21 protein-coding genes are annotated in these 21381 nt (G+C 60.9%); 9 read left to right on the top strand and 12 right to left on the bottom strand.

The annotated features are described in order from the left end of the window. The first annotated feature begins 15 nt into the window (after nt 1-15). Nucleotides 16-939 (top strand): DMT family transporter, encoded by a 924-nt coding sequence (locus BWR59_RS27005; RefSeq protein ID WP_081568747.1) that lies wholly within the window; start codon nt 16-18, stop codon nt 937-939. 131 nt (nt 940-1070) lie between these two features. Here BWR59_RS27005 and BWR59_RS27000 read toward each other — a convergent pair whose 3' ends face one another. Then, complete coding sequence (locus BWR59_RS27000; protein ID WP_081568746.1) at nt 1071-1559, bottom strand: MarR family winged helix-turn-helix transcriptional regulator; 489 nt, start codon at nt 1557-1559, stop codon at nt 1071-1073. 152 nt (nt 1560-1711) lie between these two features. On the opposite strand from BWR59_RS27000, the gene BWR59_RS26995 reads away from it, so the two are divergent. Continuing rightward, nucleotides 1712-3283, top strand: coding sequence for an MFS transporter (locus BWR59_RS26995; RefSeq protein WP_081568745.1), 1572 nt, complete (start codon nt 1712-1714; stop codon nt 3281-3283). Here the strand turns inward: BWR59_RS26995 and BWR59_RS26990 are convergent. Both BWR59_RS26990 and BWR59_RS26985 read right to left on the bottom strand, forming a co-directional pair. Further along, entirely contained in the window at nt 3271-3597 is a 327-nt protein-coding gene (locus BWR59_RS26990; protein WP_081568744.1) for an antibiotic biosynthesis monooxygenase, read from the bottom strand. The genes BWR59_RS26995 and BWR59_RS26990 overlap by 13 nt on opposite strands. Further along, nucleotides 3594-4313, bottom strand: coding sequence for a CTP synthase (locus tag BWR59_RS26985; RefSeq protein ID WP_081568743.1), 720 nt, complete (start codon nt 4311-4313; stop codon nt 3594-3596). The genes BWR59_RS26990 and BWR59_RS26985 overlap by 4 nt, the downstream gene beginning before the upstream one ends. A 104-nt stretch (nt 4314-4417) precedes the next feature. On the opposite strand from BWR59_RS26985, the gene BWR59_RS26980 reads away from it, so the two are divergent. Beyond that, entirely contained in the window at nt 4418-5296 is an 879-nt protein-coding gene (locus BWR59_RS26980; RefSeq protein WP_081568780.1) for a LysR family transcriptional regulator, read from the top strand. A 13-nt stretch (nt 5297-5309) separates the two neighbouring features. Here BWR59_RS26980 and BWR59_RS26975 read toward each other — a convergent pair whose 3' ends face one another. After that, nucleotides 5310-6374 carry a LacI family DNA-binding transcriptional regulator gene (locus tag BWR59_RS26975; RefSeq protein WP_081568742.1) on the bottom strand — a complete coding sequence of 355 codons (1065 nt, stop codon included), beginning with the start codon at nt 6372-6374 and terminating at the stop codon, nt 5310-5312. A 188-nt stretch (nt 6375-6562) separates the two neighbouring features. On the opposite strand from BWR59_RS26975, the gene hisD reads away from it, so the two are divergent. Together hisD and BWR59_RS26965 are read left to right on the top strand one after the other, a co-directional pair. Beyond that, complete coding sequence (hisD, locus tag BWR59_RS26970) at nt 6563-7870, top strand: histidinol dehydrogenase (RefSeq protein WP_081568741.1); 1308 nt, start codon at nt 6563-6565, stop codon at nt 7868-7870. A gap of 130 nt (nt 7871-8000) precedes the next feature. Further along, nucleotides 8001-9392, top strand: a complete 1392-nt coding sequence (locus tag BWR59_RS26965; protein WP_081568740.1) for a GntP family permease — start codon at nt 8001-8003, stop codon at nt 9390-9392. Nucleotides 9393-9395: 3 nt separating this feature from the next. Here the strand turns inward: BWR59_RS26965 and BWR59_RS26960 are convergent, their stop codons facing one another. The 5 genes from BWR59_RS26960 to BWR59_RS26940 form a co-directional block, all read right to left on the bottom strand. Beyond that, nucleotides 9396-10295, bottom strand: coding sequence for an AraC family transcriptional regulator (locus BWR59_RS26960; protein WP_081568739.1), 900 nt, complete (start codon nt 10293-10295; stop codon nt 9396-9398). Between the two features lie 109 nt (nt 10296-10404). After that, the gene (locus BWR59_RS26955) at nt 10405-11094 is read right to left on the bottom strand and encodes a fumarylacetoacetate hydrolase family protein (RefSeq protein WP_081568738.1); all 690 of its coding nucleotides are present in this window, start codon (nt 11092-11094) and stop codon (nt 10405-10407) included. A gap of 120 nt (nt 11095-11214) precedes the next feature. Continuing rightward, complete coding sequence (locus BWR59_RS26950; protein ID WP_081568737.1) at nt 11215-11979, bottom strand: SDR family oxidoreductase; 765 nt, start codon at nt 11977-11979, stop codon at nt 11215-11217. Nucleotides 11980-12108: 129 nt separating this feature from the next. Next, nucleotides 12109-13044 carry a 2-hydroxyacid dehydrogenase gene (locus tag BWR59_RS26945; protein ID WP_081568736.1) on the bottom strand — a complete coding sequence of 312 codons (936 nt, stop codon included), beginning with the start codon at nt 13042-13044 and terminating at the stop codon, nt 12109-12111. 132 nt (nt 13045-13176) lie between these two features. Next, nucleotides 13177-14535: a GGDEF domain-containing protein gene (locus BWR59_RS26940; protein ID WP_081568735.1), complete on the bottom strand. Its 1359-nt coding sequence runs from the start codon at nt 14533-14535 to the stop codon at nt 13177-13179. Nucleotides 14536-14835: 300 nt separating this feature from the next. Between BWR59_RS26940 and BWR59_RS26935 the strand changes: the two genes are divergently transcribed. Next, nucleotides 14836-15963 carry a glycerophosphodiester phosphodiesterase gene (locus tag BWR59_RS26935; RefSeq protein ID WP_081568734.1) on the top strand — a complete coding sequence of 376 codons (1128 nt, stop codon included), beginning with the start codon at nt 14836-14838 and terminating at the stop codon, nt 15961-15963. Between the two features lie 92 nt (nt 15964-16055). Here the strand turns inward: BWR59_RS26935 and pyrF are convergent, their stop codons facing one another. Further along, nucleotides 16056-16754, bottom strand: a complete 699-nt coding sequence (gene pyrF / locus BWR59_RS26930; protein WP_168184539.1) for an orotidine-5'-phosphate decarboxylase — start codon at nt 16752-16754, stop codon at nt 16056-16058. A gap of 418 nt (nt 16755-17172) precedes the next feature. Between pyrF and eat the strand changes: the two genes are divergently transcribed. Both eat and BWR59_RS26920 read left to right on the top strand, forming a co-directional pair. Next, nucleotides 17173-18537, top strand: coding sequence for an ethanolamine permease (gene eat, locus BWR59_RS26925; protein WP_081568732.1), 1365 nt, complete (start codon nt 17173-17175; stop codon nt 18535-18537). A gap of 206 nt (nt 18538-18743) precedes the next feature. Continuing rightward, on the top strand, nt 18744-18911 hold the full coding sequence (locus tag BWR59_RS26920) for a DUF2897 family protein (RefSeq protein ID WP_074758439.1): 168 nt from the start codon (nt 18744-18746) through the stop codon (nt 18909-18911). A 37-nt stretch (nt 18912-18948) separates the two neighbouring features. Here the strand turns inward: BWR59_RS26920 and BWR59_RS26915 are convergent, their stop codons facing one another. Continuing rightward, nucleotides 18949-19779, bottom strand: a complete 831-nt coding sequence (locus BWR59_RS26915) for a PhnD/SsuA/transferrin family substrate-binding protein (RefSeq protein ID WP_081568731.1) — start codon at nt 19777-19779, stop codon at nt 18949-18951. A gap of 88 nt (nt 19780-19867) precedes the next feature. Beyond that, nucleotides 19868-20500, bottom strand: a complete 633-nt coding sequence (locus BWR59_RS26910) for a TetR/AcrR family transcriptional regulator (protein ID WP_081568730.1) — start codon at nt 20498-20500, stop codon at nt 19868-19870. 251 nt (nt 20501-20751) lie between these two features. On the opposite strand from BWR59_RS26910, the gene BWR59_RS26905 reads away from it, so the two are divergent. Then, on the top strand, nt 20752-21294 hold the full coding sequence (locus tag BWR59_RS26905) for an exonuclease domain-containing protein (RefSeq protein WP_081568729.1): 543 nt from the start codon (nt 20752-20754) through the stop codon (nt 21292-21294). The last annotated feature ends 87 nt before the right edge of the window (nt 21295-21381 follow it).

Raw genomic sequence — 21381 nt, 5'->3', positions numbered from 1 at the left:
GCTGACCGGACTCCCATGAAAAACATCGCCTACTTCGCCTTCGCCCTCCTTGGGCTGATCTGGGGCACCAACTTCATGTTCATGAAGTGGGCAGTGGAATGGATTTCCCCGGCGCAGATCGTGTTGCTGCGCTCGTTCTTCGGCTTCTTGCCGATCCTGATCTACGCCCTGGCGACCCGTGCCTTGAGCTGGAGCCACATCAAGTACATCCATCACTTTCTGGTCATGGCCCTGCTGGCAACAGCGGTCTATTACTACCTGTATGCCGAAGGCACCACGCTGCTGCTGTCCAGCGTGGCTGGCCTGCTCAGCGGCGTGATTCCACTGTTCACCTTTGGTTGCGCCTTCCTGTTTCTGCGTGAAGAAAAGCTCAATGCGCGCATGACGGCAGGCGTGCTGCTGGGGTTCGTCGGCGTACTGCTGATCGCCCGCCCCTGGGCCAGCGGCGATGGGGCTATCTCGGTACAAGGCGTGATGTACATGATGCTCGGCTCCCTGAGCATCGGCTGCTCGTTCGTCTACGCCAAACGTTTCCTGACCAGCCTGAATATCTCTGCCGTTGCCCTGTGCACCTACCAGATCGGCCTGGCGCTGCTGATTCTGCTGGTGGTGACCGACAAGAGCGGCATGCAGCACATCACCGACAGCCCGAAAGCCATGCTCGGCGTATCACTGGGCCTGGGTCTATCGGGCACCGGTGTGGCATACATCCTGTACTACTTCATCGTCGAACGGCTGGGGGCAGTGGTCGCTGCATCCGCCACTTACATCCCGCCAGTGATCGCGCTGCTGATCGGGGTATTCGTCGCAGGCGAACCGGTGCATGCACTGGACGTGATTGCGATTGCCGCGATCCTCGGCGGCGTATTCGTACTGCAGAGCGGCCGGCGAGTCGCGGCACAACAGGTTCGGGCGAAGGTCGCAGCGACGGTGGACTGATTCAAAGACCACACTCTGCAAGAAAGACGGATTCCTGTCGCAGATCGGCTTGCCAGCGGCGACCGATTGGCCATCGCGAGCGCCAGCACGCCGTTCTGCCAGGGAGTTTGCCCGATGGCGATGCGGGGCGATCACTCTGCCTCGCCGCCTTCGTACTCCCCCGCCGCCACGTCAATCAGCGCCTTGCGCAAGGACCGAGCCTGATCGACGCCATAACCCTTCTCGAAACGAGCCTGGGCCTGTTCCCACATCGGCTGGGTCTCCAGCAATTTATTCATGCCGGCCTTCGTCAGGCTCACCAGTCGACTGCGCTTGTCAGCGGGATCGACTGCCACCGATACCCAGCCTTCACGTTCGAGCGGTTTGAGATTCTGCGCCAGCGCTGAGCGGTCGATCACCAGAATCGCCGCCAGCTCCGACATACTCGCAACCTGACCCCGAGCGATCTGCATCAGGATCGAGCGCTGCGTCGAACGCAGCCCCGACGGCGCCAGCAGTGCATCGTAGAGCAGCGTGATGCGGCGGGTAGCCTTACGCAGATGGGTGGCGTGACAGACCACATCCTGTGGAATGTGCAGACCATCGGGGACGGCCACCGTGGGCTTGTGGGTGTTGCTCATCTTCCCTCCTCCGAGAAGGTTGCAGGCAGCCCGTACGGCGCATGCCATCCAATGACGAAAATAGACCTTGACCGATACCGGCATATACCCGCAAATTGAAATAGGAGCATATACCGCTAATTCACTCTTCGCACGCCTTCGAGACTCAGACCATGGACACCGAACACGTTTCGCCCGCCGCAGGCCTGCAGCGATTTCTCATTCTGCTGTGCGTGTCGATCCCTTCGTTCATGATCAACCTGGATTCCAATATTGTCGCAGTCTCCCTGTCGTCCATTGCACAGTCCCTGCACGCCGGCTTCGCCGACATCGAATGGGTCATCAGCGCCTACACCCTGACATTCGCCTCCTGCGTCATGCCAGCCGGTGCCTTGGCTGACCGCTATGGTCGTAAACGCCTGCTGGTCATCGGGTTGGCCGTGTTCACCACCGCGTCACTGATCTGCGGTGCGGCTGGCAGCGTCGCGTTGCTCAACAGCGCGCGAGCATTACAAGGTGTAGGTGCGGCCATCCTGCTGAGTTCGGCGCTGGCAACGCTGTCGCACACCTTTCGAGGCCCGCATCGCGCGCGGGCGTTTGCGTTCTGGGGCTCGGTAATCGGCATCGCAACCTCGCTGGGGCCGGTGGCAGGCGGTTTCATCACGCAGCATTTCGGCTGGCAATGGGTGTTCTACATCAACGGCCCTATCGGTGTAGCGATGATCGCGCTGACGCTATACGCGGTAAAGGAATCCAGCGATCCCCTGGCGCGCAAGATCGACATACCGGGCTCGATCACATTCTGCAGCAGCCTGTTTTTAGTCACCCAGGCGCTCATCACCGGCAACCACGAAGGCTGGGGCAGCCCGCGCATTCTCATCGAGTTTGCATGCTCTGCCGTCCTGTTCGCCCTGTTTTTACTGGTGGAACTGAAGCAGCAACGACCGATGCTCGACCTGAGTCTGTTCCGTCGTCCGACCTACATAGGCGCCAACATCGCAGGGCTCGCCTACGCCGCCGGACTGCTGACCATGTTCACTTACCTACCCATTTACTTTCAGAGCGGCCTTGGGCTCAGCCCGCAAAAAGCCGGATTGTTGATGCTGCCCATTGCGGTGCCGTTGTTCGTTGTCCCTCGCATCGTCGCCAACTACCTGACACACCGTTTCAGCGGACGGGCATTACTGACCTTCGGCCTGGCGACCATTGGCGTCGGCCTGTTGTGGCTGGGCGCCCATGCGATGAGTTTCGATTACGCCTCAATGGTTGCCGGCCTGCTGATCGCCGGTATCGGCGCCGGCATCCTCAACGGCGAGACTGCCAAAGTCAGCATGTCGGTGATTGCGCCGGAACGTGCCGGTATGGCCTCGGGGATATCAGGAACGGTACGTTTCAGCGGTATCGTGGTGGGCTTTGCGGCACTGGGGGCGATTCTGTTTTCTCGGGTGTCGGCGACACTCGCGAGCGGTTTGCCCGCCGACTCCACAATTGACCCGGTAGCCCTGACACGCAGCGTTGCCGCTGGCGACTTTTCTGGCGGCATGCAGGCATTGCCAGCCGGCATCGACGTGCACGCGCTGGCCTTGCTCAGCTTCGGCAGCGGCTATCAGGCAATCCTTTGGGTCGGCGCCGGCATCGCCCTGAGCGCATCGTTGCTGACGTGGTTGCTGGTACTCCGCGCCGACACCGCACCCACGCCACGTCACAACGAAAACCCTGGCGCTGCGGCGCCTCAGGTCGAATAGCGGTAGTTTCGCTCGACTTTGCTCACCCGGGTCGTGCAATGCCGGTACCAGGTCGAACGACCGAGTTCACGAATCTCCCGGTGTTCAGGGTGCTCTCGCCAAGCCAGGATTGCCGCTTCGCTGGACCAGTACGACACCGTGATTCCAAATCCATCCCCACCTCGCGCCGACTCCACACCGAGAAAACCCGGCTGCTCGCGAACCCGCTCAAGCATCCGCTGCGCTGCCTGCTCGTAGTTCTCGGCATCTTGCGAGGTGCGCAGCGAGGTGAAGATGACGGCGTAGTACGGCACCGCAAACGTGTCGCTCATCATTGCGATGACCCACCGTGTTGCGCACACGCCAGCACGAACGCCTTGACCAACGGTGGAGTCGTGCCTTCCAGCGCCGCGCGTTCGGGCTGGAACAACGTGGCGAGAAAAAACGGATGGCCGTTCAGCTCCATCGCGCGGACTTCATTGTCGTGGTCGTAACCGGAGACTTTCAGGGGCCCGGCAAACACCTCGGCTTCCAGCTCTTTGCGTAGCCCGTAACGGCAACGATAACGCTCGTGGGTTTCCAGCGCGCCATAGGCCTTGGCTATGCGTGAACCGGGCAGCAGACGAATCGGTGCGAAGGCTTCGACCAGCGAGCAAATGAGTGGCGTGATGATCGCCCGGTCGGAATCCGGCGCTGTCTCGGCGTGCTCGGCATCTGCCCACCCCAGATGATTGCGCGCGTATTCGAGCAACGCGTGCTGAAAACCGCCGCAGGTCCCCAGAAACGGCACCTGACCTTCGCGGGCAAAACGGATTGCAGTCAGCGCGCCATCCATGTCGCGATACGGGCTCGCCGGGACGCACCAGATGCCCTCGAACGCTTCAAGGCCCTCGCCCGTGCCGACGTCCGGCGTCGGAATCCATTGAAACTCGATGACGATACCAGTCTCGCCCGCGACCCGATCCAGCGCCACCGGAATCGCCTGATGCGCGGGCACGTTTTCGTCGTAATCCCCGACCAACGCAATGCGTATTGCCTGTTTCTGCTTCATGTCTGCTCCCTGATATCAAAACGCTTTGCGGTAGGTCTGGGCGGGACTATAAGCTTGTTGCCACGCAATCGAAATTGGCGTTCAAGCAAGTGATCAATGCAGCCATGCACTATCGAATCAATCATGCCGACCTCAACCTGATCCTCGCACTGGTGCGGGGCAAGACCCTGGCTCGCGCCGCTGAGCTGCTCAAGGTGGACGTCTCGACGGTGTTCCGCGCGGTGCGACGGCTCGAAAGCGCGACTGGCACCGCGCTGTTCGAAAAGAGCCGCGCCGGGTATCAGCCGACCAGCGCTGCCATCGTCCTTGCGCAACAGGCTGAAAGCGCCGAACAAGCCTTGGCGCTGGCGCAGATCAGCCTTGAACAGGGTCAGCAGATCGTCAGCGGCACCGTTCGCCTGACTTGCACCGAGGCCGTGCTGCAAAGCCTGCTGCTGCCTGCCCTGCGTCGTTTCATGCCTGATTATCCGGGGCTGAAACTGGAGCTGAACACCTCCAGTACCTTTGCCAATCTCAGTCGTCGCGACGCCGATATCGCGTTGCGTCTGACCAATACTCCACCGCAGCATCTGGTCGGCACGCGACTGGGCACCGTGTCCTATCGGGTGTGTGCCAGCGAAGAGTATCTGCGGCGCAGCGGCCATACCGCCCTTGAAGAAATGGCCTGGATCGCCCCGGATGACTTTCTGCCCGACCATCCCACTGTGGCGTGGCGGCGCCAGCAACTGCCAGGGGTTAATCTGGCCTATCGCTGCAGTTCGATGCTGGCGGTCGCGCATTTGGTGCGCGCAGGTATGGGCGTCGCGGCATTGCCGGACTTCATGCTCCGCGAAGGCGAACTGCAGCAACTGGGCACGCCGCTGGAAGATTACGACACCGCCCTGTGGCTGCTGACCCGCCCGGATTGCCGGGGGCTGCGTTCGGTGTCGGCGTTGTTCAGTGAGTTGACCAGGGCCATTGATTTAAGCGGTTCGCAGCTTTGAATCGACGTGTCGATCAATGCCGCCAGATTCGCTCGCCACCGACGTCGATAATCCCTGTGGCTGGAACGCGAGCGGTCCCACGCACGATCATTCTGCCGGGCAGTACCTCTTGAATCGCCGGGGTTTCGGGGTTCGCCAACTGGGCGCAGACGATATTCACCGCCCGCCCGATCATCTCGGCCAAGGGCTGTTCGAAAGTCGTCAGACCGAATACCGGCCATTGCCCTTGTGGCAAATCGTCGAAGCCGACAATGGACACATCCTTGCCAGGCTGCACGTGCAGTTCGTGGCAGACGTTGATCGCGGCCAGCGCCATCAGGTCGTTGGCGCAGAAGATCGCATCAGGCGGTGAGTCCAGGCTTAGCAATCTACGGGTGGCGGCGACGGCACCGTCAAAGGTGTAGTCGCCGACCTCGCGTAACGCCTGTGGTCTGCCCTGCTCTTGCAGATAGCCGTTGAAACCCGCCTCGCGGTCGCGGTTGGTCGACGAGCTCTGCTTGCCAGCGATGAACGCCAGGCGTTCGTGCCCGCCCGCCAACAGAAACTCAGCGATGGTCCGACCGCCAGTGAGGTTGTCGCTGGTGACGCTGGAAACCGAAGTGCTGTCGTTGGTGCGGTTGAACAGCACCACGGGCAGGCCGATGGTGCGGCATTCTTCGGCGAATCGGGACGACAGGCTGGCGGACACCAGCACCAGACCATCCACCTGATAGCGCAGGATTTCTTCCAGCACCGGATCGGAGTCTTCGTTGTTGGCCATGGAAAACAGCAGAATGCGATAACCCAGTTGCTCGAATTCCGCCGACAGCGCTTCCAGTACTCGCGCGTAAAAGGGGTTGGCCATGCCCGGAATCGCCACGCCGATCAGATTGGAACGGCGGGTGATCAGCGAGCGCGCCACCAGGTTGGGCCGATAGCCGAGGCTCGCAGCGGCCTCCTCCACTTTGCGCCGAGTGTCGGGAGACACGCTGGCCCCCTTGGTGAACGTGCGGGAAACCGCCGACTGGGAAACCCCCGCCAGCCTGGCCACATCGTGGGCCGTTACCGGACGCCGCCCTCGCTCCGTGCTGTCTGACATATCGCCTTAACCGCCGCAAAAAAAAATGATCATACCCGCCAATCGGTTATGTCACATCCCGCCGCTGAAATTCACCCCTTTGAGCCGTGAGGGGTTTGCAACCCGCAAAAGCTGGTTTAACATCGGCGCCATTGCATACGTATGCAAACCTCCAGAACTCAATAAAAACAACCTCGCAGGAGAACACCGTGGCTAAGTGGCTAAAACAGGGCGCCGAAGCAGAAGTCATCAAATCCGCTGCCCGTGAAGTGCGCGACACCGTCGAAAATCTGCTGGCCGATATCGAAGCCCGTGGCGATGTGGCCGTTCGCGAACTGGCGATCCGCTTCGACAAAATGGATCGTGAGGACTACCGCCTCAGCGACGCCGAAATCCAGGCGTGCATGAACCAGCTCAGCGACCGCGACCTCAAGGACATCGAGTTCGCCCAGACCCAAGTGCGCAATTTCGCCCAGCACCAGCGCAACTCTATGGTCGACGTCGAAGTGGAAACCCTGCCCGGCGTGATCCTCGGCCACAAACACATCCCGGTGAACGCCGCGGGCTGCTACGTTCCCGGCGGCAAGTACCCGCTGCTGGCGTCGGCGCACATGTCGGTGATCACCGCCAAAGTTGCCGGTGTACCGCGCATCATCACCTGCGCCCCGCCGTTCCTGGGCAAACCGGCACCGGCCATCGTCGCCGCGCAACACATGGCAGGCGCCAACGAGATCTACTGCCTGGGCGGCATTCAGGCGATCGGCGCGATGGCACTGGGCACCAAATCCATCGCTCAGGTGGACATGCTGGTCGGTCCGGGCAACGCCTTCGTCGCCGAGGCCAAGCGCCAGTTGTTCGGTCGCGTGGGTATCGACCTGTTTGCCGGCCCGACTGAAACCCTGGTCATCGCCGATGAAAGCGTCGACGGCGAGTTGTGTGCCACCGACCTGCTGGGTCAGGCCGAGCACGGTCCGGACTCACCCGCGATTCTGCTGACCACCTCCGAGAAACTGGCCCGCGAAACCATGGCCGAAATCGAGCGTCTGCTGAAGATCCTGCCGACTGCCGATATCGCCCGCCGCGCCTGGGAAAGTTTTGGTGAAGTCATCGTCGCCGAAGACCAGCAGGAGATGCTCGAGATCGCCAACGAGCTGGCATTCGAACACGTGCAAGTGATGACGGCCGATCCGGATTTCTTCCTCAAGAACATGCGCAACTACGGCGCGCTGTTCCTCGGCCCACGCACCAATGTCTCCTTCGGCGACAAGGTAATCGGCACCAACCACACCCTGCCCACCAAGAAGGCCGCGCGTTACACCGGTGGTCTGTGGGTCGGCAAGTTCATCAAGACCTGCACCTATCAGAAGGTCACCACCGACGAGGCGTCCTCGATGGTCGGCGAGTACTGCTCGCGCCTGTGTGCCCTGGAAGGCTTCGCCGGGCACGGCGAGCAGGCCAACATCCGCGTGCGCCGTTATGGCCACAAGGACGTGCCATACGCTGGCGCTGCGCAGTAACCATCGTTCTTTGCGGGACGGCCTTGCGGGAAACCGCAGGCCTGAGAATAAAAATAATCAACCGACTGCGAACTGATCGCCGATCCCATAAGGTCGGCGACCGCTCGCAGTACCGCTTAAGGATTTCCTCATGAGTGTTGTCATCGCCGTTCTGGCGCTGTGCGTTCTGATGCTGGCTGCATATCGGGGCTACAGCGTGATCATCTTCGCGCCACTGGCAGCCCTGGGCGCCGTTCTGCTGACTGATCCCACCGCCGTGGCCCCCGTGTTCAGCGACCTGTTCATGGACAAGATGGTCGGTTTCATCAAGCTGTACTTTCCCGTGTTCCTGCTCGGCGCGGTATTCGGCAAGCTGATCGAGTTGTCGGGCTTTTCCCGCTCCATCGTCAAATCGGTCATCGGACTGCTGGGGAGCAGCCAGGTGATTCTGGTGATCGTGCTGGTCTGCGCACTGCTGACCTACGGCGGGGTTTCGCTGTTCGTGGTGGTGTTCGCCGTGTATCCATTCGCCGCCGAGATGTTCCGCCAAGGCAATATCCCGAAACGTCTGATGCCCGCGACCATCGCACTGGGTGCGTTCACCTTCACCATGGATGCGATGCCGGGCACCCCGCAGATCCAGAACATCATTCCGACCACGTTTTTCGGCACCAACTCCTGGGCCGCGCCGTGGCTGGGTTTGCTCGGCTCTTTGTTCGTACTGGGTTGCGGCATGGCGTACCTGGAATATCAACGGCGCAAAGCCGCACGCGCTGGTGAAGGCTACGGCACCAACTTGCGCAACGAACCTGAAACGCCAGAGCAGATCGCTTTGCCCAATCCCTGGGTCGCATTATTGCCGCTGGTGCTGGTCGGGGTGATGAACCTGCTGTTCACCAAATGGATTCCCGGTTGGTATGGCGGCTCGTACGGCATTCATCTGCCGGGTCTGAAAGTGCCGATCCAGACCGACGTCGCCAAACTGACCGCCATCTGGGCAGTACAGGCCGCACTGCTGGTGGGCATCGTCACGGTGCTGGTGTTCTCCTTCCGCACCGTGGCGAGCAAATTGGCCGACGGCAGCAAGACCGCCGTGGGCGGGGCGATGCTGGCGACGTTGAACACCGCTTCGGAATACGGTTTTGGCGCAGTGATCGCTGCGCTGCCGGGGTTTCTGGTGGTGGTCGACGGGCTGAAGGCGATCCCCAATCCGTTGATCAATCAGGCGATCACCATCAACATTCTGGCGGGGATCACCGGTTCGTCTTCCGGCGGGATGAGCATCGCTCTGGCCGCGATGTCCGACACGTTCATTTCGGCGGCGAACGCTGCGCACATTCCGATGGAGGTAATGCATCGGGTGGCGTCGATGGCGGCAGGCGGCATGGACACCCTTCCGCACAACGGTGCCGTCATTACCCTGCTGGCCGTCACCGGGCTGACCCATCGCGAGGCCTACAAGGACATCTTCGGCATGACCATCTTCAAGGTGCTGGCGGCGTTCTTTGTGATCGGCGTGTATTACACCACCGGACTGGTTTGAGCCTTACCGCTGCTCCCGCCGAAACTGCCCCGGCGGGAGGCCGTGGGCCTTGCGGAAACGTCGCGAGAAATAAGCCTCATCGGTGAAGCCGCAAATCTGCGCGATGTGGCTGAGCGATTTATTGCTGTTCATCAGGTGGGTGCGTGCAAGGCGCATCCGCCGCTCCAACACCAGTTCCGAAAACGTGCTGCCGGTTTCCTTGCGCAGCAGGTGGGTCAGGTAGTTGGGCGACAGAAAGGCCGCAGCCGCCGCATCGGTCAGGGTCATGGCCGGATCGGCAATATGCTCGCGAATGTATTCCATCACCCGGCTCATCGCATCGCGCCGCCCTCGCCGCTCGGCCTTGTTCGCCGACAACGCCAGTAACTGGGCCTCAAACAGGTTGCAGACCTTGCCGATCAACTGCAGCAGATAACCGCGCAGGATCGCGACCGACCCCAGTTGTCGAGTCAGATCCGCATCGCGCATCAGGGTCAGCAGCGCCGTCACCTCGGCAAATTGTGCGTTGTCGAGAACGAAATCCAGATGCTCCTGAAAACGGAACGGCGCCAGCTCAGGAGCCTCGGCCAATGAGACATCTTCAAGGTCCATCGGGTCGCATTGCAGGTGCTGCAGCAGAAACTCCTGAGAGAAATTGATCAGCACGAAATTGCCGTCGTCCGGGTGAGGGATGACGTGCATTCGATGGGGCAGGATGAACGCCAGGGTGTTGCGCGGAAATGGCCGGATCGCGCCGCCGATGTGCTGCACGGTATCGCCGCCGAGGTTGATCTGGATCTGGAAGTATTCGTGCCGGTGGGGCGAGGTCAGGGCCGGGCGAGCGGACTTGTCGCGGATGTAGAAATCCATGCGGTCGCTGCGCTGCTGCATGCCATAGGTCTGGATGCGGGACGGATTGGCCATCGCTGAAACACCTGAAATCGCTTGATTCTGACTGGCGCATGTTAGGACAGCGGCGGCAATTGAACCAAGCGATTATTGGGGCGCAGCGCTGGCTGGCTGGCTGGCTGGCTTAGCCGATGGTGACTGTCAGTTCTGCGACACCGTCGACACCTGCTGTGACCACGTCGCCACGTTGCAGCGCACCCACGCCCGCTGGTGTACCGGTGTAGATCAAGTCGCCGGCTTTGATGCCGACCGATTGCGACAGGTACGCGATGACGTCCTTCACGGCCCAGATCTGGTCCGCGAGATCGCCCCGCTGGCGGCTTTCGCCGTTCACGTCCAGCCAGATCGAACCGCTGTCCGGATGACCGATTTTGCTCACCGGCACCAGCGCTGTGGCGGGTGCGGACGCATCGAACGCCTTGGCCCACTCCCACGGGCGGCCCATTTTCTTGGCCTGCGCCTGCAGGTCGCGGCGGGTCAGATCCAGGCCCACGCCATAACCCCATACATGGCGCAGCGCGTCATCAGGGTCGATGTTCACGCCGTCCTTGCCGATGGCCACGACCAGCTCGATCTCGTGATGCAGATCTTCGGTCAGTGGCGGATACGCGATGTTGCCTTCAGCCGGCACCACTGCGTCGGCGGGTTTCATGAAGAAGAAAGGCGGCTCACGATCAGGATCGTGGCCCATTTCACGGGCGTGCTCGGAGTAGTTGCGACCGACGCAGAATACGCGGCGGATCGGAAAACGGCCGGAAGTGCCCGCCACGGCCAGGGATGGCGTGGCGACAGGTGCAATGACGAATTCGCTCATGGTCATGTCCTCGAATGCAGGTGGTTTGACATGAGCCCAGTTTGAACATTCGACGGCTGGCCGGGTTGGACGTATCCCATGAGGTCTTGGACGAAACAACGCAGCTGGCCGTCGATCACATCAACCGCGGCCCACGAACGGCATGTTGCTCGCCATCACGGTCATGTTCAGCACGTTCGCCGACAGCGGCAGACTGGCCATGTAGCTGACGGCATCCGCCACGTGCTGCACGTTCATCGTCGGCTCGACCTGCAGCTCGCCGTTGGGTTGCAACACACCCTTGGTCATGCGGTCGGTCATCTCGGTGAGCGCATTGCCGATATCGATCTGGCCGCAGGTGATATTGAACTGACGACCGTCCAGTGCAGTGCTTTTGGTCAGGCCAAGCACCGCGTGTTTGCTGGAGGTGTACGGCGAGCTGAACAGGCGCGGCGTGTGCGCCGAAATCGAACCGTTGTTGATGATGCGCCCGCCCTGTGGCACCTGACGACGCATCAGGCCGAAGGCCGCGCGAACGCAGAGGAACATGCCGGTGACGTTGGTATCGATCACGTTCTTCCACTGCTCGACCGTCAGCTCATCCATCGGCACCGCTGGAGCGCCGATCCCCGCGTTGTTGAACGACACATCAAGACGGCCGAAGGTGCTTTCGATCTGCGCGAACAACGCCTCGACGCTCGCTGCATCGCGCACATCGGTCGACACCGCCAGGGCCTGCTGACCGGCGGCTTTCGCTTGCTCGGCCAACTCGGTCAGTGGCTCAAGACGACGCCCGGCGAGCACCACGGCGTAACCATCCTTGAGCAGTTGCAAGGCGACAGCGCGGCCGATACCGCTTCCGGCGCCAGTGACCAGCGCGACTTTCAGGGCAGACGATGAAGACATGAGCGATTCCTTTTTTGTTAGAGGGCGATACATCCGAATGTTTGAAACACAGTCCTGTAGCAGTCCGGCTTGCCGGCGGTGACGCTCTTCAAATCGCTTCCGCCGGCAAGTCGTGCTGCTACGGGCTGTTTAACTGTGCACAGGGGTCAATACCGGTTTGCCTGCATAAAACGCCAGCAGGTTGTCCGCGACCATCTGCACCGTGCCTCGCGACGCTTCCGGCGACAGGCCCGCGACGTGCGGCGTCAGCACCACGTTATTCAGGGTTTTAAAGGCGTCAGGCACTTGCGGCTCATCGTCAAACACATCCAGCGCCGCGCCAGCCAGGCGGCCGTGCTGCAAGGCATCGATCAACGCATCGGTATCGACCACGCTGGCGCGAGCGATATTGACGAGGAATCCCTCCTCCCCCAATGCCTCGATGGCGGCTTTGTCAATCAGGTGCCGGGTACCGGCGCCACCGGGAGTCGCCACGATCAGGAAATCGGATTCGGCGGCCAGCGCCAAGGGCGTTGCGCAATAGTGGTAGTCAACATCCGGGCGCGGATTACGGCTGTGGTAATTGATCTGCATGTCGAAGCCCTGAGCGCGTTTGGCAATCGCCATCCCCACCGCGCCCAGCCCCAGAATGCCAATGCGTTTGTTGGCGAACGACGGCCGCGTCACCTTGCGCCACTCGCTGCGGCGCACCGACGCATCCGCCTGAGGAATGTCGCGCACCAGCGACAACAGCAAGGCCATCGTATGATCGGCGACGCTCGGCGCATTGACGCCCGCACCGTTGGTGACGGTAATCCCCCGCGCTTCTGCCGCCAGCAGATCCACCTGCTCGTAACCGGCGCCGATTACGCAAATGATCCCCAGCTTCGGCAGCGCGCCGATCTCGGCGGCGGTGAGCCCCAACGGTCCACGGGTCAACACTGCGTCGATCTCACCCCCACGAGTCGCCACCGCCTCCGCCCGCGTGGCCGGCGTCGGCGCCAGAATCAGCCGAAAGCCGCTGTCCTCCAGAATCGGCAAGTACTCGTTCACGCTTTCAACCAACACCAGCACCGTCTTCGTCATCATCACTCCATCGCGCAAAATTCGATGGGACAGACAGTAGCGCGAGTTAGAGCGGTTGTGCAGGGGCGCAAGATGAAACTGGATCAAGGAATTCATCAAAAAGGCAGGCGCGTATGACCCGAGCCCCCCCCATCACCCATGAAACCGATTCCCCCCGCTTTTCTTCGCGCTGTACATCGCCTCGTCGGCGTGGCGAAACAGCTGGCTGAGCTCGGTGGCGTTTTCCGGGTAGTTGGCGATGCCGATGCTCGGCAGGATCTGCCAGTCGTGGCCCTTGAGGACCATGGGTACGTTGAGTGCCTTGCAGATTTTTTCCGCGACCTTGCCTGAGTCGTCGGGATTGTTGACACGGTCCAGCAGGATCACGAATTCGTCGCCGCCAATGCGCGCCACGGTGTCTGTTTCGCGCACGCACTGTTTGAGGCGATGGGCGACTTCCTGCAACAGCAGATCGCCTGCGGCGTGGCCGAGGGTATCGTTCACCTGCTTGAATTTGTCCAGATCCAGATAGAGCAACGCCAGCCGCCCCTTGCTGGCTCTTGCCCGCTCCAGCGATTGCTGCAGGCGCTCCTGCAACAGCATGCGATTGGGCAACTGGGTCAACTGGTCGTACTGGGCCATGCTCTTGAGGCGGTCGTACAGTTGTTTGCGCTCGATGGCCGCTGCGACCTGAGTGGAGACGAACTGCAGCAGCTCCTTGTCCCGCTCGCCATAGGGCGGGCAATCCGGATGACTCTTGACCAGCAACGCCCCGATGATCCCGTGTTGTGTTTCCAGAGGCGCGGCCAGCCAGGACAATCGGTCATCGCCCTGCAGCTTCTTGAGGTATTCGGGCAGCGAGTGAGCGGTGCCCGTTTGCCCAGCGACCGGCGCCAGCAGCAGCGTCCTCCCCGTGCCTACTACCTCGGTTGCCAGCGCATCGGCCATCGGCTGTTGCAGAGTCGGGTCCAGGTCGTCGACGTGATAGGGGAAATTCACCAGACCGCTGTACTTGTCGCGCAGGGCGACGAAGAAATTACGCGCGGGTAGCAGATCGCCGATGACGCCATGGATGTCCTTGAACAAAGCCGGTAGATCGCTGGCGACGTGCGCCGCTTCGGAAATCTGGAACAACGCGGCGCGGATCGACTCGGAGCGTTTGCGTTCGGTGATGTCCCGCGCCACGGCGATGCGCAGGTTGTCGACCTCCGACCAGCGCGCCGACCACATAATGTGCACCACGCGGCCGTCCTTGCGTATGTAGCGGTTTTCAAAGCCGTGGTTGGGCTGCCCCGCCATGATCTCGCTGGCTGCGGCGAGCGTGCGTTCACGATCGTCGGGGTGCACCAGCTCGATCATCTTGCGGCCGATCAACTCGTGAGGAAGGTAACCGAAGATCCGCTCGCAGGCTGCACTGACAAAAACGTAACGGCCTTCTGCGTCGACCACGCAGATGGCATCCAGCAGCATGTCGACAAATCCCACCAGCGCCGCGTATGTGTTTGTTTCCATACGAAAAAAGCCACCTGCCAAATGAAACGTTCACGCACTGGACGATTTAGCGTCATGAAAGCCGACGAAACTGGCAGTCATAGTGCCCAAACGCACAGGTTTCAGCCATCCACGGATTACAGCGGCCCGTATAACGACGGTTTTTTCCCAGACACGACAAGCAGGTTGCCCACACCGGACCTTGCTGTTTATGGTCTGAGCGAAGCGCCTGGACAAACAGTAGCGGCAAACAGCCCGAGACGCGCTGCGGTGGCCTACACCGCTTCATGAATGAATCATGCACAAAAGGAACGTCAGCACATGCTCAAAGGAATTTCCAGAACCCTGGGTACCGCCGCACTGGCCGGTGTCATGTTGTCGTCGGGATTGGCGCTAGCGGCCAATGAGCCAGGCAAGGCCTTGGCGGCGAAGGCGGGTATCCCGTGGCCTGCGGTCATCGCCCATCGCGGCGCGTCATTCAATGCCCCGGAAGAAACCGTACCTTCCTATACCCTGGCCCGCGAGTTGGGCGCCGATTACCTCGAAATGGACATTCAGCGGACCAAGGACGGTGTGCTGATCGCCTTGCACGATGACACGCTGGAACGCACCACCAACGTCGCCGAGGTCTATCCGAACCGGGTGAAGGACCCGCTGAGCAGTTTCACGCTGGAAGAGATCAAGCGTCTGGACGCTGGCTCCTGGTTCAACAAGGCCCATCCGGATCGGGCCCGCGCCAGTTACGCCGGGCTGAAGATTCTCACGCTGGATGAGGTGATCGACATCGCCGAAGGCGGCAAGAACAAGCCCGGCCTGTACATCGAAACCAAAGTACCGGCGCAGTTTCCCGGCATCGAAGAAGACCTGAAGAAGAAACTGGAACAACGCGGTTGGCTGAGCCAGCGCCCAGCGGCGGACAAAGGTCACGTCAACGTCGCCCATATGCCGGGCCGGGTGATTTTGCAGACCTTCGAAAAACCAAGCCTGGACCTGCTGCAGAAGGCCATGCCGAACACGCCGAAGATTCTGCTGCTGTGGCTGGGTGATGGCTCCATCGCCGCCGCGTCGGACGTGACCTTCAAGGACTCCGGCGCCAAGGACAAGGCGAGCTTCTATGCGTCGCAAAAAGTGAAATCGAAGGAAGAGTTCGCTGCCTGGATGGATTGGGCCAAGGCCCACGGCGCGATTGGCACCGGCCCTGCGTCAGCCTTGAAGAACGGCGGCGACCAGAGCTACATGGATCTGGTGCAGCCATGGATGAACAAAATGGCCCACGAACGCGGGTTGATCATTCACCCGTACACCGTCGACGACGCAGTGGACTTCAAGGCAATCAGCGCGAATGGGGTAGACGGATTCTTCACCAACCGGGCTTCGGAACTGTTGAAGTTCTACGGTCGGCCCTCGAAAGAGAGCCTGGAATCGATCCTGAAGCGCATCGGGTACTGACAGATTCGCATCGACCTCTAGCACGGCTTGCCGGCGGTGGCGATTTCAAATCCGCCGGCAAGCCGTGCCGCTACACAATCCCGACCGAGGGTTTAAGCCAACTCGGCAACCACTGCCGCCAATGCCTTCGCCGGATCGGCGGCCTGGCTGATCGGACGGCCGATGACCAGATAATCGGAACCTGCATCCAGCGCCTGACGCGGCGTCAGAATCCGGCGTTGGTCATCCTGGGCACTGCCCGCCGGACGAATCCCCGGGGTCACCAGTTGCAGCGACGGATGCGCGGTTTTCAGCGCCTGGGCTTCCAGTGCCGAACACACCAGCCCGTCCATACCGGCTTTTTGCGCCAGAGCTGCCAGACGCAGCACCTGCTCCTGCGGTTCGATATCCAGGCCGATCGCCGCCAGATCCTCGCGCTCCATGCTGGTCAAAACGGTCACGCCGATCAGCAACGGCTTTGGCCCCGAGCGCTGATCCAGCACATCGCGACAGGCCGCCATCATGCGCAGACCACCGGAGCAGTGCACGTTGACCATCCATACGCCCATCTCGGCGGCGGCCTTGACCGCCATCGCCGTGGTGTTGGGGATGTCGTGGAATTTGAGGTCCAGGAATACTTCGAAGCCCTTGTCATTCAGGGTTTCGACAATGCCCGATGCGCTGCTGGTGAACAGCTCCTTGCCAACCTTGACCCGGCACAGCTTGGGGTCCAGCTGATCGGCCAGTTTCAACGCGGCTTCGCGGGTCGGGAAATCCAGGGCGACGATGATGGGGGTCTGGCAGGCGGACATGAGCGGGTTCTCTGGCAAGTCGAAATCGGCGCGCATTGTAGCCGAACCTGCCGTCAGACGGGACCCGGTGATCGGTAAATGCTCAAAGCCTTTCCATAACTCAGCGCAGCTTTTACGCCATGCATCAACTGGTGGGAGGGAGCTTGCTCGCGAATCCCGTCTGCCTCACCTGTCTGCCGACTGCCGTTTTGCATTCGCGAGCAAGCTCCACCCTGCAAAAGCGTCAGCGTCTGCCGTGCCACATTCTGCGTCTTCACTCAGCTACATGCGCTGAAATCGCGCGTGTTCACCTCCAGTTCGCCGAAAAAGCGTCCTGTGCACGACCCTTTTCCAGATATTGCGACCCACCTGCCGGCTACTGGCACGACCACTGCAGCGCGCTCCCTCCCGATGATCCAATCAATCCAGGGAGTGACGCATGAATACGCAACTGAAGCCCACGCTGGGCACGCTGCATTTGTGGGGGATCGCCGTCGGTCTGGTGATTTCCGGTGAGTATTTCGGCTGGAGTTACGGCTGGGGTGTGGCCGGGACACTGGGCTTTTTGCTGACGTCGCTGATGGTCGCGGCGATGTACACCTGTTTCATCTTCAGTTTCACCGAACTGACCACCGCCATTCCCCATGCGGGCGGGCCGTTCGCCTACAGCCGTCGAGCGTTCGGTGAAAAAGGTGGATTGATCGCCGGCCTCGCCACGCTGATCGAATTCGTCTTCGCGCCACCGGCCATCGCTCTGGCAATCGGCGCCTATCTGAATGTGCAATTCCCGGCACTGGACCCCAAACATGCTGCGGTCGGCGCTTACATCGTATTCATGACGCTCAATATCCTCGGCGTGAAACTCGCCGCGACCTTCGAGCTGGTGGTCTGCGTACTGGCGGTGCTGGAACTGTTGGTGTTCATGGGCGTGGTGGCGCCTGCGTTCAGCTTCAGCAACTTCGCGCTCAACGGCTGGGCCGGTTCCGACACCTTTGGTGCCCCGGCGATTGCCGGGATGTTCGCGGCCATTCCCTTCGCGATCTGGTTTTTCCTGGCGATTGAAGGCGCTGCCATGGCAGCCGAAGAAGCCAAGGACCCCAAACGCACGATTCCCAAGGCCTACATCAGCGGCATCATCACACTGGTATTGCTGGCGATGGGGGTGATGTTCTTCGCGGGCGGCGTCGGTGACTGGAAAGCCCTGTCGAACATCAACGACCCGCTGCCCCAGGCGATGAAAGCAGTGGTCGGCGAAAGCTCCGGCTGGCTGCACATGCTGGTGTGGATCGGGCTGTTCGGGCTGGTGGCCAGCTTCCACGGCATCATCCTCGGCTATTCGCGGCAGTTCTTCGCCCTCGCCCGCGCCGGCTATCTGCCTGCCTCGCTGGCGAAACTGTCGCGCTTCCAGACGCCGCATCGGGCAATCATCGCCGGAGGTCTGATCGGCATCGCGGCGATCTACAGCGATGGCCTGATCAACCTCAGCGGCATGACCCTGACGGCGGCGATGATCACCATGGCGGTGTTCGGCGCCATCGTCATGTACATCATGAGCATGTTGAGCCTGTTCAAGCTGCGCAAGACCGAGCCGCTGCTGGAGCGCACCTTCCGCGCCCCGGGCTACCCAATCGTGCCGGGCATCGCACTGGTGCTGGCGGTGGTCTGCCTGATCGCCATGGCCTGGTTCAATGCGCTGATCGGCCTGATCTTCCTGGGGTTCATGGCGGTGGGCTTCATCTACTTCGCCATGACCGGGCGTGCGCGCTCGGCAGCTCCAGCCGATTCGATGCTGACCGGGGTTTAAGCACTCCCTCGCCGTAGCAGCACGGTTTGCCGGCGGCGGTGACGTTGAGATCGTCACCGCCGGCAAGCCGCGCTGCTACACACAATGAACGACGCCAGCGCCCAGCGAACGCACAGGCGATATCTTCCCGTACCGGGCATCTCCTACAATGGAACCACTGGGCAGCGTCGTTGCTCAAAGCGGTATCACAAGAAGGAGAGAGCCCCATGCCCTGGTATGCCTGGTTGATTCTGGTAATTGCAATCGGCTCGATCGTCGGTGGTTTGCTGATGCTCAAGGATTCAGCGAAAAAACTGCCCCTGACCGAAGAACAACTCAAGCGCGTCCACGAGCGCAACGCTGAAATGGACGCCAAGGAAGCCCGCGACCGTTAGTGTCAACGGGCGGTGGAAACTCACCGCCCGCCTGTCTTCAATCCCGCCCGTCGCTCTCGTCCACCGCCACTGCGTGATGGCTGGCCTGTGGCGTCACCGCGATTCGAAACGGCTGGAAGATCTTGAACATCTGGCCGTTCTCACGCAATTGCTGGAGCAATTCGCCTAACTGCTCGGCGCTGATTGGCGCATCGGGGCGCAACAGCGCAAAGTGCCGGTAGACCTGATCCACGCGGTCTGAAACCAGGAATTGCTCGGCGTCTTCAGGGTTACTGGCCATGAAGGTGCTCAAGTACGAACGCGTCACCAACGCAATATCTGCCCGGTCGCGCAGCACCATCAGCAAATTGCTGTCGTGGGAATAGGTCAGCGTGGCGTTGTAGTTCTCGGCGAGCAGTTTCGGGTCTGCGTTGAAATGGGCGAACGCGTAGTGATACCCGCTGAACAGTGCCAGGCGCTTGCCGTGCAAGTCATCGAAGTAGTTTTGCGTGCGCCCTGGAAGACGATGGGTGACGAAGATCTCGGCGTCTTCCAGACCCATGTCGACATCCTCATGGGGAATGTCCTTCCAGCCCCATGCCGGGTTCTCGAAAATGGCCATGTCAAAACGCGCCTGCTGGAAATCCCGGAAGCGACGCGGAATCGAGGTCGGCACCATTTCAAACCGGTAATCGCTCTGCATGGCGTTCAGCGCGCTGACCATCTGTGGCAGCAACCCTGTGTCTTCTCCTCGCTCGGGACGAATGGTGTATGGCGGAAAATGCGCCGCTCCAATTCGTACGACCTGCGCCGCACCGGCCTGCCACGCCCACAGAACAGTCGTTGCCAACAGCAGCGTTTTCAAAGCCATCCGCACTGGCGTAGACATCAAGACAAACCACCTCTGGCGAATCGGAGTACGTAAGCTATGCGTTTGCGCACAATTAGACAACGGTCAAACCAACTCCAGACCTGCTTTATTCGCGACCGCGATCCTTGAGCAGCAGTAACAGCGCCTGATCGGCCAATTGCTCCAGCGTCATGCTGCCGTCGGCGCGGAACCAGGTGGTGCTCCATGACAACGCTCCGGTCAGGAAACGCCGAGTGACGAACACATCGCCCTGAAGCAATCCGCTGTCCCTGGCCTCCCCCAACACTTGCAGCCAAAGCTGTTCATAGGCTTCGCGCAGTACCAGGATCTTCGCCTGTTCTTGCGGCGACAAGGAACGCCATTCGTAGATCATCACCGCCATCGCTTCGCCGGTACCGCCCATGATCGACTGCAACTCGCACCGTATCAGGGCCAACACACGCTCGCGCACATCCTGAGTGCGCGCCAACGCGACACGCATCAGTTCGGTGTTGTAAATCGCGGTCTGCTCCATCACCGAGCTGAGGATCTCGTCCTTGCTGCGAAAGTGATGAAACAGGCTGCCCGACTGAATCCCTGCCGCAGCGGCCAGATCACGCACCGTGGTGCGCTCATAGCCCTTGTGCCGAAACAGATGCGCCGCGACTTGCAGCACTTTGCCTCGGGCACTGTCCGGGTCGGTCATCAAGCCACGGGCGACCAGTTCGCGCATCACTGCCCAGTCCTTGTGTTCGTCCACAGCAGGCCCCCGAAAATATCGGTTACAAAACGATTGGTCGCGCCGCAATTTATGCCGAGCAGTGCGACCAAGCAAGCGCTCGGCCGAACATTTGCATCACCCGTTCGGGAAAAACAGTGGCCGATGGCAAACCATCGTGGGTCTTGCGAGTCCCAGTCATGGATCACGGTTCTATTGCCAGGTTGGACGCGGTCGCAGGATTGTGACTACGCTCCATGGCGGCACTACGGGTTAGGAAACTGGAGTTCGATATGCCCCACTGGTTGGTGATAGATCTGGAGGCCACCACCGAAGAGGGCGGATGGCCAGTGGCAGAAATGGAAATCATTGAAATCGGTGCCTGCGTGGTCAATGCCGATGGTCGGGAAATCGATCATTTCGAACGCCTCGTGCGCCCGGCACGCAGACCGCAGCTGACGCCCTTCTGCAGACAATTGACCCACATTCAACAGGCGCAGATCGACAGTGCATCGCCGCTGGCGACCATCTGGCCGCAGTTCGAGCGCTGGTTGAGCCATCACCGTACGCGGCTGGTGGGCTGGGTCAGTTGGGGCGATTACGATCGCCAGCAGTTCGAGGTGCAGTGGCAACAGCATCAACTGAGCAGCGAATTAAGCAGCCTGGCGCATATCAACCTGAAACAGCGTTTCGCCCAGGCGCGGCAGTTGCAGAAACCCTGCGGGCTCAATACCGCATTGCAACTCGCTGGCATGCATTTCAACGGTCAGCAACATCGGGCGCTGAGCGACGCGCGCAATACCGCCAGGCTGCTGCCGCTGGTGATCCCTGGATAAAAGTGACGCATTTCGCAAAGCGGATGACGTCCTTTTATACGTTGGGCATACTGTTCGACCTTTTTCCGCCCTTTCCAAGGAATTCAG

Source organism: Pseudomonas sp. Bc-h, from assembly GCF_002080045.1.
Lineage (GTDB): Bacteria > Pseudomonadota > Gammaproteobacteria > Pseudomonadales > Pseudomonadaceae > Aquipseudomonas.
The sequence above is the reverse complement of the archived record's forward strand: the minus strand, read 5'-3'. Positions and strand labels throughout refer to the sequence as shown.

Coding starts and splice junctions, on each gene's coding strand:
- pyrF (WP_168184539.1), bottom strand. CDS start 16,754: ATGTCCGCCTGCCAGACCCCCATCATCGTCGCCCTGGATTTCCCGACC.
- BWR59_RS26985 (WP_081568743.1), bottom strand. CDS start 4,313: ATGAAGCAGAAACAGGCAATACGCATTGCGTTGGTCGGGGATTACGAC.
- BWR59_RS26945 (WP_081568736.1), bottom strand. CDS start 13,044: ATGACGAAGACGGTGCTGGTGTTGGTTGAAAGCGTGAACGAGTACTTG.
- BWR59_RS26950 (WP_081568737.1), bottom strand. CDS start 11,979: ATGTCTTCATCGTCTGCCCTGAAAGTCGCGCTGGTCACTGGCGCCGGA.
- BWR59_RS26935 (WP_081568734.1), top strand. CDS start 14,836: ATGCTCAAAGGAATTTCCAGAACCCTGGGTACCGCCGCACTGGCCGGT.
- BWR59_RS26975 (WP_081568742.1), bottom strand. CDS start 6,374: ATGTCAGACAGCACGGAGCGAGGGCGGCGTCCGGTAACGGCCCACGAT.
- BWR59_RS26920 (WP_074758439.1), top strand. CDS start 18,744: ATGCCCTGGTATGCCTGGTTGATTCTGGTAATTGCAATCGGCTCGATC.
- BWR59_RS26960 (WP_081568739.1), bottom strand. CDS start 10,295: ATGGCCAATCCGTCCCGCATCCAGACCTATGGCATGCAGCAGCGCAGC.
- BWR59_RS26955 (WP_081568738.1), bottom strand. CDS start 11,094: ATGAGCGAATTCGTCATTGCACCTGTCGCCACGCCATCCCTGGCCGTG.
- BWR59_RS26940 (WP_081568735.1), bottom strand. CDS start 14,535: ATGGAAACAAACACATACGCGGCGCTGGTGGGATTTGTCGACATGCTG.
- BWR59_RS26965 (WP_081568740.1), top strand. CDS start 8,001: ATGAGTGTTGTCATCGCCGTTCTGGCGCTGTGCGTTCTGATGCTGGCT.
- BWR59_RS26980 (WP_081568780.1), top strand. CDS start 4,418: ATGCACTATCGAATCAATCATGCCGACCTCAACCTGATCCTCGCACTG.
- BWR59_RS26995 (WP_081568745.1), top strand. CDS start 1,712: ATGGACACCGAACACGTTTCGCCCGCCGCAGGCCTGCAGCGATTTCTC.
- BWR59_RS27005 (WP_081568747.1), top strand. CDS start 16: ATGAAAAACATCGCCTACTTCGCCTTCGCCCTCCTTGGGCTGATCTGG.
- BWR59_RS26905 (WP_081568729.1), top strand. CDS start 20,752: ATGCCCCACTGGTTGGTGATAGATCTGGAGGCCACCACCGAAGAGGGC.
- BWR59_RS27000 (WP_081568746.1), bottom strand. CDS start 1,559: ATGAGCAACACCCACAAGCCCACGGTGGCCGTCCCCGATGGTCTGCAC.
- BWR59_RS26915 (WP_081568731.1), bottom strand. CDS start 19,779: ATGTCTACGCCAGTGCGGATGGCTTTGAAAACGCTGCTGTTGGCAACG.
- eat (WP_081568732.1), top strand. CDS start 17,173: ATGAATACGCAACTGAAGCCCACGCTGGGCACGCTGCATTTGTGGGGG.
- BWR59_RS26990 (WP_081568744.1), bottom strand. CDS start 3,597: ATGATGAGCGACACGTTTGCGGTGCCGTACTACGCCGTCATCTTCACC.